Source organism: Chthoniobacterales bacterium (assembly GCA_035274845.1).
GTDB lineage: Bacteria > Verrucomicrobiota > Verrucomicrobiia > Chthoniobacterales > UBA10450 > AV80.
Genome location: DATENU010000012.1, coordinates 85318 through 98508, shown reverse-complemented (window position 1 = coordinate 98508; position 13191 = coordinate 85318). Strand labels below are relative to the sequence as shown.

12 protein-coding genes are annotated in these 13191 nt (G+C 60.1%); 9 read left to right on the top strand and 3 right to left on the bottom strand.

Features of this window, described 5'->3' with window-relative positions; all coding sequences use genetic code 11:
- Nucleotides 1-21 precede the first annotated feature (21 nt).
- The 5 genes from mutL to VJU77_08585 all read left to right on the top strand — a co-directional run bounded on the left by mutL (nt 22) and on the right by VJU77_08585 (nt 6483).
- Entirely contained in the window at nt 22-1848 is a 1827-nt protein-coding gene (gene mutL, locus VJU77_08605) for a DNA mismatch repair endonuclease MutL (GenBank protein HKP03404.1), read from the top strand.
- 77 nt (nt 1849-1925) lie between these two features.
- Entirely contained in the window at nt 1926-2933 is a 1008-nt protein-coding gene (locus VJU77_08600) for a GDP-mannose 4,6-dehydratase (protein HKP03403.1), read from the top strand.
- Nucleotides 2930-3790 (top strand): undecaprenyl-diphosphate phosphatase, encoded by an 861-nt coding sequence (locus tag VJU77_08595; GenBank protein HKP03402.1) that lies wholly within the window; start codon nt 2930-2932, stop codon nt 3788-3790. Before VJU77_08600 ends, VJU77_08595 begins: the two co-directional genes overlap by 4 nt.
- 11 nt (nt 3791-3801) lie before the next feature.
- The gene (locus tag VJU77_08590; GenBank protein ID HKP03401.1) at nt 3802-4212 is read left to right on the top strand and encodes a hypothetical protein; all 411 of its coding nucleotides are present in this window, start codon (nt 3802-3804) and stop codon (nt 4210-4212) included.
- Nucleotides 4213-4278: 66 nt separating this feature from the next.
- Nucleotides 4279-6483: a peptidoglycan DD-metalloendopeptidase family protein gene (locus tag VJU77_08585; GenBank protein ID HKP03400.1), complete on the top strand. Its 2205-nt coding sequence runs from the start codon at nt 4279-4281 to the stop codon at nt 6481-6483.
- 49 nt (nt 6484-6532) lie between these two features.
- On the opposite strand, the gene VJU77_08580 is transcribed toward VJU77_08585, so the two are convergent.
- Nucleotides 6533-6685 (bottom strand): DUF3309 family protein, encoded by a 153-nt coding sequence (locus VJU77_08580; GenBank protein HKP03399.1) that lies wholly within the window; start codon nt 6683-6685, stop codon nt 6533-6535.
- A 254-nt stretch (nt 6686-6939) separates the two neighbouring features.
- Here VJU77_08580 and VJU77_08575 point away from each other — a divergent pair, with 254 nt between their 5' ends.
- Both VJU77_08575 and VJU77_08570 read left to right on the top strand, forming a co-directional pair.
- Nucleotides 6940-8208 carry an adenylosuccinate synthase gene (locus VJU77_08575; GenBank protein ID HKP03398.1) on the top strand — a complete coding sequence of 423 codons (1269 nt, stop codon included), beginning with the start codon at nt 6940-6942 and terminating at the stop codon, nt 8206-8208.
- Between the two features lie 5 nt (nt 8209-8213).
- On the top strand, nt 8214-8927 hold the full coding sequence (locus VJU77_08570; GenBank protein HKP03397.1) for an isoprenyl transferase: 714 nt from the start codon (nt 8214-8216) through the stop codon (nt 8925-8927).
- Nucleotides 8928-9044: 117 nt separating this feature from the next.
- On the opposite strand, the gene hemW is transcribed toward VJU77_08570, so the two are convergent.
- Complete coding sequence (gene hemW / locus VJU77_08565) at nt 9045-10205, bottom strand: radical SAM family heme chaperone HemW (protein ID HKP03396.1); 1161 nt, start codon at nt 10203-10205, stop codon at nt 9045-9047.
- 22 nt (nt 10206-10227) lie between these two features.
- Between hemW and VJU77_08560 the strand changes: the two genes are divergently transcribed.
- Together VJU77_08560 and VJU77_08555 are read left to right on the top strand one after the other, a co-directional pair.
- Complete coding sequence (locus VJU77_08560; GenBank protein ID HKP03395.1) at nt 10228-11256, top strand: DUF362 domain-containing protein; 1029 nt, start codon at nt 10228-10230, stop codon at nt 11254-11256.
- Nucleotides 11253-12269: a phytoene/squalene synthase family protein gene (locus VJU77_08555; protein HKP03394.1), complete on the top strand. Its 1017-nt coding sequence runs from the start codon at nt 11253-11255 to the stop codon at nt 12267-12269. Before VJU77_08560 ends, VJU77_08555 begins: the two co-directional genes overlap by 4 nt.
- A 62-nt stretch (nt 12270-12331) precedes the next feature.
- On the opposite strand, the gene VJU77_08550 is transcribed toward VJU77_08555, so the two are convergent.
- On the bottom strand, nt 12332-13135 hold the full coding sequence (locus VJU77_08550; GenBank protein ID HKP03393.1) for a uracil-DNA glycosylase: 804 nt from the start codon (nt 13133-13135) through the stop codon (nt 12332-12334).
- Between the last annotated feature and the right edge of the window lie 56 nt (nt 13136-13191).

Sequence of the window (13191 nt, the reverse complement as noted above, 5' to 3'; positions counted from 1 at the left end):
CAACCTAAAATTGGAAATTAGATGAGCCGCATTCGCCTGTTGCCGGAAATTCTCGCCAGCCAGGTGGCGGCTGGCGAAGTGATCGAGCGGCCGGCTTCCGTCGTGAAAGAGCTGGTCGAGAACAGCATCGACGCCGGCGCGGGCAAGATCGAGGTCAGCATCCGCCGCGGCGGGATTTCGCTCATGCGAGTGGTGGATGACGGCTGCGGGATGGACCGCGACGACGCGTTGCTCTCTCTCGAGCGACACGCGACCAGTAAGATTCGCACAAAGGACGATCTGGCGGCGATAGCGACGCTCGGTTTTCGCGGGGAAGCTTTGCCGAGCATCGCGAGCGTCTCGCGCTTTCGGCTCACCACGCGAGAGCATGACGCGGTGGCCGGGACTGAAATTATCGTCGCGGGAGGGAAGATCGAAACCGTGCGCGACGGCGGGGAAGCGCCGGGCACCCAGATCGAAGTGCGCTCGATCTTTTACAATCTGCCCGCGCGCCGGAAATTTCTGCGCTCGGAAAACACCGAGAGCCGCAACATCGAGCATCAGCTTCATTTGCAGGCGACGGGTCATCCGGAAATCGCTTTCGTGTTTGTTCGCGATGAACGCGTGGTCTTCCAGCTTCCGCCCGCTGCGACCTTGCTGGATCGAATTCGCGATCTTCACGGCAAGGAGGTCGTGGAGCGTCTGTTACCGGTCCAGGAACCGAAGGAGGGACCGATCCGGATTCGCGGCCTGATCGGGCAAGCGGGAGTGAGCCGGCAGACGCGCGCGCAACAGCTGGTGTTCGTGAACGGGCGGGCCGTGGAGAATGCGGTCCTCACCGCGGCGTTGCGCGAGGGTTATCACACCGCCCTGATGAAAGGCCAGTTTCCGGTGACCTTTTTGTTCCTCGATCTCGATCCGGCCGCGGTGGATGTGAATGTTCACCCGGCCAAACGCGAAGTCCGTTTTCGCGACCCGAGCGGCGTCCGGGAAGCGCTGGTGGCGGCGATTCGCGAAACGCTCGAGAGCGGCCGGCGCGATTGGCAGCAGCAATTTCAAAAGCCGGCCGCTGGAGCAGGGATCGTCGATCCCGGCCCGATTCCCGCGCCGGCAGTTGTCCCGATCGATCCGGGATCATCGATCCCGGCTCCAAGGCCGATCCCATTTACAACGGAACCTGGACCATCCACCCCAGCGACAACGCTTCCGCTACGACACACCGAGCCACAGGAATCGGTCGCGTCAGCTCCGCGTTGGGATCCTCAACCGGCGATTGCATCGCCGGGCTCCCAGCAATTCCAAATCATCGGCGTCCTCAACAAGCTTTACGTGCTCATGGAAAACCAGGAAGGGCTCGTCCTGGTAGATCAGCACGCGGCGCATGAGCGGATCCTGTTTGAAGAACTTCGCCGCCGGATGGAGGAACAGGGCGTTCCATCGCAGCGACTGCTCCTCGCCCAAACCTTTGAGCTGGCGCCCCGTGATGCCGAATGGGTCGAGCGCAATGTCGCCACGCTCCAAAAAATGGGGATCGGCATCGAGCCGTTTGGCCAGAACGCCTTCAAAATCGACAGCCTTCCGACTTTTCTCGACGTGGCCGATCCGGTGACGTTCATGCGCAAGGTCATCGACGGCTTGAAGAGCGCCAGCAACGGCAGTTCGCCGCTGCGCCTGGGCGAGGAAATGATCGCGAAGACCGTTTGCCGCCATGCGGTGAAGGCGAATGATCCGCTGCGTTATCTGGAAGTCGAAAAATTGATCGGGGATCTGCTCGAATGCGACCTGCCTTATTGCTGCCCGCATGGCCGGCCGACGATGATCCAGATTTCCCACGCTGAACTGGAGAAGAAGTTCGGGCGAAAAGTGTGACGACGGCGAAAAGGAAGCCGCCGTCTTGCGTTCTTCCTTGTGCGAAATGCCGGGCTCGATGATTGGTCTTGGATTCGATGGCTGAGGACAAAAAAACCGCGCTGATTACCGGGATCACCGGCCAGGACGGCTCGTATCTGGCGGAGTTTCTCCTGGAAAAGGGATACGCCGTCCACGGTGTCGTCCGGCGGACGAGCAATCTGCTCCGGTCCCGGATCGATCATTTGCGGCGCGCGAACGCCAGGTTTTCGCTCTATTACGGCGACTTGTCGGATGGGACGACGCTGCGCCGGATTTTTTCGGAGGTGCAACCGGACGAAGTTTATCACCTGGCTGGCCAAAGCCATGTCGGTCTGAGTTTCGAAATCCCGGAATCGACCTGTGAAGAAATCGGAATGGCGACGCTCCGGTTGCTCGAGATCGCTCGGGACCAACCGAAGCCGTTGCGATTTTATCACGCCTCCAGTTCCGAGATTTTCGGACACACCGCCGAATCGCCGCAGACGGAAACGACGCCGCTCCAGCCCGCCAGTCCTTACGGTTGCGCGAAGGCTTTCGCGACCCAGCTCGCCCGGGTGTATCGCGAGTCCTACGGCCTTTTTGTCTGCAACGGGATCCTCTACAACCACGAATCGCCGCGGCGCGGCGAAAATTTCGTCACCCGCAAGATCGCAAAGGGCGCGGCGCGGATCGCAAGAGGACTGGACCACGAGCTGAACCTTGGCAGTCTCGAGAGCCGGCGGGACTGGGGACGGGCCCAGGATTACGTCGCGGCGATGTGGCTGATGCTCCAAGCGCAGAAGCCGGATGATTACGTCGTGGCGACGGGCGAAACGCACTCGGTCCGGGAGTTTGTCGAAGCCGCGTTCGCGGTCGTCAATCTGCCGCCGGACAAATACGTGAAGCGAGATCCGGCCTTCGATCGCCCAGCCGACCCGACCCGGCTCGTCGGTTCTCCGGAGAAAATAAAGGCGGCGCTTGGCTGGCGGCCGAGTGGCACATTCAACGATCTTGTGCGCGAGATGGTGGAAGCGGAGCTGGCGGCCGCCGACGCAGTGGCAAAAAAGAAGGAAGCAACAGCATGAATGATTTTCTGGTCTCGTTCGTTCTTGGAATTGTCGAAGGGCTGACGGAATTCCTCCCGATTAGCTCCACGGCCCATCTGCGGATCGTGGAAGCGCTCTTCGGCTTCAATCTCCAGGATAGTTTCTGGAAAATGTACACGATCGTCATCCAGCTCGGCGCGATCCTGGCGCTGCCTGTCTATTTCTGGGCGCGGATCATGAAGTTTCTCGGGACATTCCCGCGCGGGGAGCGAGGCGATCGCACCTTCCTGACTCATCCACTCAGCCTGACGCTGATCGCCTTCGTCGTGACGGCGATCCCGGCTTATCTCCTGAAGAAGCAGATCGGCCAGAACCTCGAGAGCTTGAGTGTCATGGCGTGGGCGCTTTTGCTGGGCGGCGTCGTCATGTGGGCGGTGGACGTGCTTTGCAACCGGCCGCGGACGCAGCAGATGGAGGAAATGACGTTGCCGCAGGCAATCTGGATCGGCGCCGTGCAGATCTTGTCCGCGGTCTTCCCCGGCACTTCCCGTTCGATGGCGACCATCGCCGCCGGCCAGACGGCCGGGCTCTCTCGTCCAGCCGCCCTGGAGTTCTCGTTCTTTCTTTCCATGCCGACCATGGTCGTTGCGACCGGGTACGATTTACTGAAGACCGTGCGGCCCCATCACGATGAAGCCGGCCTCGCGCCGCTCGTGATGACCGGCCATAACTGGATCGTGCTCGCGATTGGGTTCGCCGTTTCTTTCGTGGTGGCGCTTGGCGTTGTCGCCTGGTTCATGCGCTGGGTGCGGGCGCGGGGTTTCGCTCCCTTTGCCCTTTACCGGATCGTGGTTGGGGTCCTTTTGTTGATCCTGATCGCCCGCGGTTCCATTTAGAGGAACTCGAGATGGACCAGAGCGCGATCCTGCCAGACCTGCAAAGCTGCGTGCTTTGCGAGGACGTGCGTTGCGAGCTCAATGGCATGCAGACCCTCGTCGGCGTCCTGAACGTCATCCCGGCCACCGGTCTTCCGATCAACTACTTCCGGCTCTGCATCTGGACGCGCTGGTGCAGCGGGTCCGGCAAATTCCGCCAAAAATCCCGGATCATAGGGGTGGACGAGGCACACGTCCTGGCCCAGGCCGAGGTGGAATTCGAGCTCAAGGAGATGGAAGGGCACGCGACCAACGTCCATTACTTTGGCGGCGTCCAGTTCCAGCAGTTCGGATTGCACCACGTCGAAATCTTTCTCGAGAACGAATTGCGCTTCCGATTTCCGCTGCCGGTGGTCCGAATTGCGATGGCCCAGCCGCAATAAGTTCCCGTAAAATTCAGAATAAGACGCTTGCCAGGGGCCCCCCGGGTGTTTTAAAAAGAGCGTTTCATGTCGCGTACCGTCACCACGACACTGTTTTGCTGGCTTGCCATGTCCGGCCTTTGCTTTGGCCAGGAGATCTTTATTCCCCGCGAATTGAAGGCCACTCCAGTCCATCCGCCGACCAAGGGAGCCGCCCCGGAAGCGAAGGCGCCCAAAGCCGCGCCCCCGAAGGAAATAGTCAAACGCGCCGAAGCGGTTACGCCGGTCGAGACGAAGGAGAAATCGGCGCCGGCTGCGAAACCTCTGGTGGCGAAAGAAGAATCAGCCGCCAAAACCGCGGCGAAGAAGGAAGAGAAGCCGAAGACGGAGGTCGCGACTGCAAAGACCGAAAAACCTGCCGTAACGAAAGAAAAGACCGCGTCCGCCTCTTCGGCAAAGACCGAGACCGCGAAGACCGATTCCTCAAAGGTGGAGAAAGCCATTCCGGTGAAGGAGGAATCCGCGAGCAAGACGGTGGCGAAAACCGAACCGCCCAAGGAGAAGACCGAGAAGGCGCATCCAGCCGAAACCTCCGCCAAGACCCCCAAAGATTCCGCCAAGGTTGAGACCGCGAAGGCGAAGACGGAGAAAGCGAAAGAGAAGGAAGAATCGGCAGCCAACTCGGTTGCGAAGACCGAGCCCGCGAAGGCCGAACCCGCAAAAAGCGACAAGCCCAGCGCCGTAAAGGAGAAACCGGCCGGCGCCACGACCGCGAAGGCGCAGCCTGAAAAAGTCGATCCGGCCGCCGCGAAGAAGGAGAAGGATCCAGTCGTCGCGAAGAAGGAAAAGGCGGCTCCTCCGAAGGACGAGGCTGCCGCCAGCTCGACTCCAAAAACCGAGACAGCGAAGGCCGAACCAGCCAAAGAGGACAAGCACAACGCGGCCAAGGAGAAAGCAGCCACCGCCTCGACCGCAAAGGCGAAGACCGAAAAAGCTGATCAGGCTGTCGCGAAAAAGGAAAAGGCCGCCCCGCCGAAAGATGAGATGGTCTCTACCCCTAGCTCGAAAACCGAGACCGCGAAGGCCGAATCAGCCAAAGGCGACAAGCCCAGCGCCGTAAAGGAAAAACCGGCCAGCGCCACGACCGCGAAAACCCAGCCGGAAAAGGCTGATCCGGTGGTAGCGAAGAAGGATAAAGCGGCGGCCGCACCGAAGGATGAGGTCGCCAGCAAAGCAAACCCGAAAACCGAGACCGCCAAAGCCGAACCGGTTAAGGGAGACAAGAGCGCGGCCAAGGAGAAATCGGCCAGCGCCACGGCGAAGGCCCAGACCGAGAAGACCGAGGCAACCGTCGCAAAGAAGGAGAAAGGCGCGCCGAAAGACGAGAATTCCACAAAACCCAGCTCGAAAACCGACACGGCGAAGGCTGAGCCGGTAACGCCAAAGGCAGAGAAGGTGGCCACATCGAAAGAAAAGCTGCCGATCGTGGCGGCCAAGCCTGAATCCGCCACAGAAAAGGCAGAAAAGGCCGCGAAGCCGGAGCCGATGGTTCCCCCGAAAACCCTGACCACGAAGGTCGATCCGGTTTCGGTTTCGTCACTGGCAACGCCCCCTTCACTGATTCCGGCGAACAGTTCCTCGTTCGACACCGCCTTTACCAAGATGGCGGACGGATTCGATTTCCCAGTGGGTAAACCGGAAGCGGAAGGTTATTACAAGGCTCGCGGCTACCGCGTCCATGGACACATGGGCGAGGATTGGGACGGCGTCCGGGGCGGCGACACCGATCTCCGGGATCCGATTTACAGCATTGGCGACGGGATCGTGGTTTTCGCGCGCGATGTCCATCTGGGGTGGGGGAACGTGATCATCGTGCGCCACGCCTATCGGGAAGGCGGGACGGTCAAATACATCGACGCGCTCTACGGGCATTTGAATACGATGCTGGTGAGCCGCGGGCAGAAAGTCTCGCGCGGTCAGCAAATCGCCACCATGGGGACCGCGCACGGCCAGTATGATGCCCATCTCCATTTCGAGATTCGCAAGAACCTGGAGATCGGGATGAGCCGCTCGAAATTCCAGAAGGATTTCAGCAATTACTTCGACCCGACGAAATTCATCGCATCACACCGGAAACTCTCCGGCGGCGGAGCGAATTATCGGGTGGCGATGAATACCTTCACCCACGACGGCAGTTATCACTTCGACACGAACCGCAACTTTTCCTCCAAGAGGCGGAGCACGTCGGAATCCTCCTCGGCCCTGAAGCGGGCGCTCACCAGCACGCGGTAGGCGGGGAAGACAGCGCCAACGGCACGATGGCGTGCCGTCGCCAGCGCTCCTATAATTTCCCGGTCAGCGCGAGAATGAGCACGATCAGCAGGATCAGCCCGATTCCGCCAAAGGGATAATAGCCCCATCCCGAACTGTAGCCCCAACCTGGGAACGCCCCGATCAACAGCAGGATTAGGATAATCAGGAGTATATTGCGCATGAGCTGAGAGTAGGGGGCCGCTTTCGGGGCGACAATGCTTTTCTCTGTCTCGTTCTGCTCTTGCTCATACTCTTGCTCTTGCTCCCTGGTAGACGTGCCGCGTTAGTCAAGCTCGGGAGCAAGAGCAAGAGTAAGAGGATCTGGAAAGAGCGTCCGTAAAATCCCTTGCAGCGGCATCGGCCCACCCTATCGTTTTGCGCAGTCCCGAATGTGTCCAACCGGATGCGTCGGGACAATTTGTTGTCTTTTTTTTCATGGCGAACACAATTTTGATCGGCGCGCAGTGGGGGGATGAGGGCAAGGGCAAGATCATCGACGTTCTCACGGCCAAGGCAGACATCGTTGTGCGCAGCCAGGGCGGCAATAACGCCGGCCACACCGTCATCCATCGCGGGACGAAATATATTCTTCATCTGATTCCCTCCGGGATTCTGCGGCGGGGAAAGCGGTGCGTGATCGGCAACGGGGTCGTGATCGATCCGCTCGCGCTCGTCGAGGAGATCGAGGGGTTACGGAAGCTCGGGGTTCACATCGGCAAGAATTTGTTAATCAGCGATTGCGCCCACCTTGTCCTGCCGTATCACCGCGTTCTCGATGAACAGCGGGAGCTCCGAAAGGGGCACGTGAAGATCGGCACCACCAAGCGGGGCATCGGTCCCGCCTACGGCGATAAAGCCGCCCGGACCGGTTTGCGGATATCGGACCTGATCCAGCCGATCCTGTTTTCGAAGAAATTGCAGGCCAAGGTGCGCGAGAACAACAGTATTCTCCAGGCATTGGGAGCAGAACCGATCAATTACCGCGAGGTCAACGAGCGCTATCTCGAGGCCGGCCAAAAACTGCGGCCGTTTGTAACCAATACCGTCGTCTATCTGCATCAGGCATTGCAGCGCGGGAAAGAGATTCTGTTTGAAGGCGCCCAGGGGACGTTCCTGGACATCGACCACGGCACCTACCCGTATGTCACTTCGTCGAACACGACCGCCGGCGGCGCCTGCACCGGCACGGGAGTTCCGCCTCATCGCATGGACTTGGTGCTGGGGGTGATGAAGGCCTACACGACCCGGGTGGGCGAAGGGGCTTTGCCGACGGAAGACGCCGGGCTGGCGCATACGCTGCACGAGATGGGGCGCGAATTCGGCGCGACCACCGGGCGAGCGCGCCGTTGCGGCTGGTTCGACGCGGCGGCGACCCGTTACGCGACCATGATTAATGGAATCGACGAGCTGGCGGTGACCAATCTCGATGGCCTCGATGGCGTCGATCCCATCCGTGTTTGCGTGGCCTATCGGCTCAATGGGAAACGGCTCGACGTTCCTCCGTGTGACGCCGCCCAGCTGGAGAACTGCGAACCGATTTATCGCGATTTCCCAGGCTGGAAAACGCCTACTCAATCGGCCCGGCGATTTTCCGAGCTGCCGTCCGCCGCGAAAAAATATGTGCGCGCCATTGCCGAATTGACCGGCGCGCCGCTGCGCATCGTCAGCGTTGGCCCCACGCGCAACGAAACAATCATTCTCTAGGATTCATGTCCGCGGCGCCCAAACTCGTTCCTCGCCACATCGCGATCATCATGGATGGGAACGGGCGCTGGGCGAAGAACCGCGGCCTTCCGCGGATCAAGGGGCACGAAAAGGGAGCAGACGCCGTCAAGGCGTGCGTTGAGGCCTGCGGCGAACTGAAGATCGAATTCCTGACCCTCTACGCTTTCTCGGCCGAAAACTGGCAGCGGCCGAAGACCGAAGTCTTCGCCTTGATGCGCCTGCTCGAGCGTTTCCTGAAAGAACGGACTCCGGAGTTACTCGAGAAGAATGTTCGGCTCCAGGCGATTGGGCGGCTCACCGATTTGCCCGCAAGTTGCCAGAAACAATTGCACGATTCGATTGAGCGCACCGCCGGAAATACCGGCCTGACCCTGATCCTGGCGCTCAGTTACGGCGGACGGCTGGAGATTATCGATGGGATCAAGAGCCTGCTGCGCCAGATCGATTCCGGGCACATCGACCGCGCCATGATCGACGTCGACATGTTCAGTAAACATCTCTACACCCGCTACTACCCCGACCCCGATCTGCTGATCCGCACCTCCGGCGAGATGCGGCTCTCGAATTTTCTGCTCTGGCAACTTTCCTACACGGAGATGTACGTCACCCAAAAGCTTTGGCCTGATTTTTCGAAGAAGGATCTCTTCGAGGCCGTCGACGATTTTGGGAACCGAAATCGCAGATACGGCGGGGTATAACGCTTCGACTGCCCCATTCTTACTTTTTCTCTTGCTCATACTCTTGCTCTCTCCCATCGACGCCGAGTGTGGTTAGCGGCTCGGGAGCAAGAGTAAGAGTAGGAGCTAGAGCAAGAGTTACGGGACGAACGCTTCGGCGACGGAATCGGCGAGTAGCTTGCCGCGCGACGTAAGAACAAAATTGCCGTTGAGTTCCCGCAAAAGACCCAGGTTAACGAACTCGCGACTCTCTTCGGGCCATGAAATCAGCTCGCTCGAGGAAATTCCTTCCCGCGTCCGCAAGGCGAGCGCGATCCGTTCCGTTCGCTTCATCTCGGACGTAAGGACTTCGGTTGAACCGACTGGTGACGAACCCGCCAGCACCCGGTCCGCGTAGGCGCGATAATCCGCTACGTTTTGCCAGCGCCGTAATCCGATGGTGGAAAAGGCGCTCGGCCCGATCCCCAGATAATCGTCGCCGGCCCAGTACCCGCGATTATGGGCGGAAGCGAAGCCGGGCCGCGCGTAGTTGGAAATCTCGTAGTGCTGGAATCCGGCCTCCTCGAGCATTTGCATCGCCGCCTCCAGGAAACGCGCGTCCGATTCCGAATCTTCCCGGAATTCGCCGCGCGCATGCCGGAGAAAAAACTCCGTGTCCTCCTCGTAGGTCAGGCAGTAGGTCGAGATATGCTCTGGCTGAAGCGCGATCGTCTTTTTCAGATCGGACTGCCATTGCGCCAGCGTTTGTCCCGGCAAACCGAACATCAGGTCGATGCTGATGTTCTGAAACCCGGCCTCGCGCAGGATTCGAAAAGAGGTCTCCGCCTGCGCAGCGTCATGTTCACGACCGAGGAGCTTCAGCAATTCGTCATCCCAGGATTGCACGCCCAGGCTGAGGCGGCTGACGCCCAGGCTCCGGAGCAATGCCGCCTTGCGAGGCGACACGCTCCCCGGATTCGCTTCCAATGTCCATTCCACGAGCTCCGTCAAATCGAGGCGCTCGCGCATTCCACTCAGGAGAAATTCCAATTGCGTCGTCGTCAGCGCCGTTGGTGTCCCACCGCCAAAAAAGATCGTTCGCGGCTGCAACGGGTGCAGCTCGCCGACGCTCTCAATTTCCCGCAGGAGCGCTTCGCAGAACCGCTGGGTTTGGGAGCTGTCTGCGCGCTCCTTGTAAAAAGCGCAGTAGGGGCAAATCCTCGCGCAAAACGGAATATGAACGTAGAGATGCGTAATCGTCCCTGAAGTTCGGCGTTGGACGTTGGACGTTGGACGTTGGACGTTTTCTCCATCCCTCATAAGCTCGCTCTCACTCTCTACTGTGCGGATTCTTATTCTAGGTTGTTTTCTTGCCAGCTTCTGTGTCGCCCTGGCCCAGAAGGCTCCTCCGCCATCGATCGTGTACTCCGCGCATGATCCCGCCGCAATCAAGGAGTATCGGACCAACCCGGCCGTCGTCCGCGGTATGGTCAATCGTCTTGTCCTGGCGGTCACCGGCCAGCCCGATCTGGCCAAGGCCTGGGGTTCGCTCGTTTCGCCGAGCGACAAGGTCGGCGTCAAGATCTCCGCGGCCGGGGGCGAACTTTTCACCACGCACCGGGACATCGTCAACGCCATCGTGGACGGCCTGGTCGCGGCTGGGCATCGGCGAGAAAACATCATTGTCTGGGACCGCAGCCTGGGAGGAATAAAGGACGCCGGGTATCGCCCCGACCAGGAAGGTTATCAGTTGAGGTCGATCACGCCGCACGATGGCTATGATCCCAAAACCATCTTCACCGCGCCGCTGAGCGGGAAGCTAATCTGGGGCGATCTCGAATATCGTTCCGATCGCGGCGTGATCCCGCTCCTTTCCGACCAGGAATTGACCAGTGACGACAGCCACTTCGCGAAAATCCTGACCAGCGAAGTCACAAAAATTATCAACGTGCCGGTGATGAGCGACAGCTCCACTGCCGGGATCGCCGGTTGCCTTTATAACGTCACCCTTCCGAACATCGACAACTGGAGACGCTTCGCCCAGGGGTTTGGTTCGGGCAGCGCCGCCATTGCCGAGATTTATCGCACCGCGGTTATTGGTCCAAAGGTCGTGCTCAACATCATGGATGGGCTCGTCGCGCAATATGCGGGGGCGCCCGCGGCCCAACCGAATTTCTCGGTCCATTATGCGACGATTCTGGCCAGCAAGGATCCGGTGGCGGTGGACGCGATCACTGTTCGGCAAATCGAGGAATGGCGCCTTAAAGGCCGATTTCCTTCCATCGTGCCGCTGGCGATCCACGTGCAGTACGCCGCGCAGATTGGGATCGGCAACGCGGATGTAATCGAAATGCGAAAGGTCGACCGATGAATCGGTCGAGCGATTATCGTCGTTTGCGCGGCCCCATCCTGCGCTCGGTCTCTCGTTCTTTCTACCTTTCGTTGCGCTTTCTCCCGCAGGCGCTGCGCGGTCCGCTGTCGCTCGCCTACCTTCTGGCGCGCGCGACCGATACCATCGCGGATACGGCGCAGCCGCCCGTCGCGCTGCGAATAGAGGCGCTCCGCCAGTTGGCGGCGGCAATCCAGGGAACGGCGCCGATCGAAACGCTGGAAGAGCTCCGTAATTCCTTTGGTCGCGAGCAGACCGACGACGCCGAGCGACAGCTCATCGAACAGATCCCGGCCCTGCTGAATTGGCTCGCGGACCTGCCGGCTGCCGATCGTGAAGATGTGCGGGGCGTTCTGGTGAAGATCAACCGCGGACAGTCGCTCGATTTGGAGCGTTTCGATTCGAGCACGAGCACGAGCATTAAGGCGCTCCGGACCGCTAAGGAATTGGACGAATACACCTATCTCGTGGCCGGCTGTGTCGGCGAATTCTGGACGCGCCTCTGCTTTCGTCACGTTAAGAATTTTACCGCGCGTTCCGAACCCGAAATGCGCGAACTGGGAATCCGCTATGGCAAGGGATTGCAGCTGATCAATATCCTGCGCGACGCCGGGGACGATCTTCGCAACGGCCGCTGTTATTTTCCGGCCGACGAACTGGAGTCGGCAGGCGTCGCACCTGGAGAAATTCGTCGCCATCCGAACCGGGTCGAACCGGTCATGAAGAAATGGCGCGAAAAGGCGAAGCAGGGGATCGAGGCGGGAATGGAATACGCCGCTGCGATCCGGAACCGCCGGGTCCGGTTTGCGACTGCTCTGCCGGCGATGATTGGCGCGAGGACGCTCGCGCTGATTCGCGAAGCGGGTCCAGATGCGCTCGAGCGAAAAGTGAAAATTCCCCGCGGCGAAGTCAGAAAATTGATCCTGTCGGGCGCGCTCGCTTCACCTCGCTCTCTGCGCGCGAAGTTCGAAAAGCTTCAAGGAGCGGCGGTTTGAAACCGCCGTCCTAATTCATCGGCGGTGAAGACACCGCCGCTCCTTGATGTTGCTCGGACGCTCTACGTGAAATAGCGGCGCTGCTTATCCGAAATCGGGCGCTCCAGCCGTTCCAACACCAGCAGCATATCTTCCCAGACCTTGCGTTTTTCCGCGGGAGCCTGATTCCGCAATAAATAGGAGGGATGATACGTAATCATCAGCGGCGTGTCGTGGTGCTCATGCCAGCGACCCCGCATCGCATGCATCGGTCCGCGCGTGCCGAGCAAGCCCTCCACCGCCGTCGCTCCGAGCGCGACCAACACCTTCGGTTGGATGATCTCGATCTGTTCGGCCAGATAGGGAAGACAGGTCTGCATCTCCGCCGGGGTAGGTGGACGATTGCCGGAACTACCCCGCGGCATGTCGGGCCGGCATTTCAGGACATTTGCGATATAGACTTCGGCGCGGGTGAATCCCATCGCGGTAATGATCTTCGTCAATAATTGGCCGGCTCGGCCGACGAACGGTTCTCCTTGGGCATCCTCGTCAAAGCCCGGGGCTTCGCCGATGAACATCAAATCCGCGTCCGGGTTGCCGACGCCGAAGACGGTTTGCGTGCGGAAACGGGCGAGGTGCGGGCATTTGGTGCAGGGAGCGACGCGGGCCTGGACCCCCGCGAGGCGAGCGACTTTGTCCGAAACGCCCGGCGCCACTGGCGCCGGGGTCGAAGGAGCCTCTCTAGCAGCTGGGAGTCGCTGGTGCAGGTGCGCGAGTGAATTTCTCGACGCCCGCGGCAACCTGCCGCCAGCTTCGCGCATTCGCTCCAGAGCGTCGAGCACCAGGTCCAGAGCCGGGGTAAATTCAGTCGCCACCTTGCCGACCATCTGAGGTTTTGCGCGAGATCGCAATTCCTTTGATTTTCTTGCAACCCGTCGGCTTC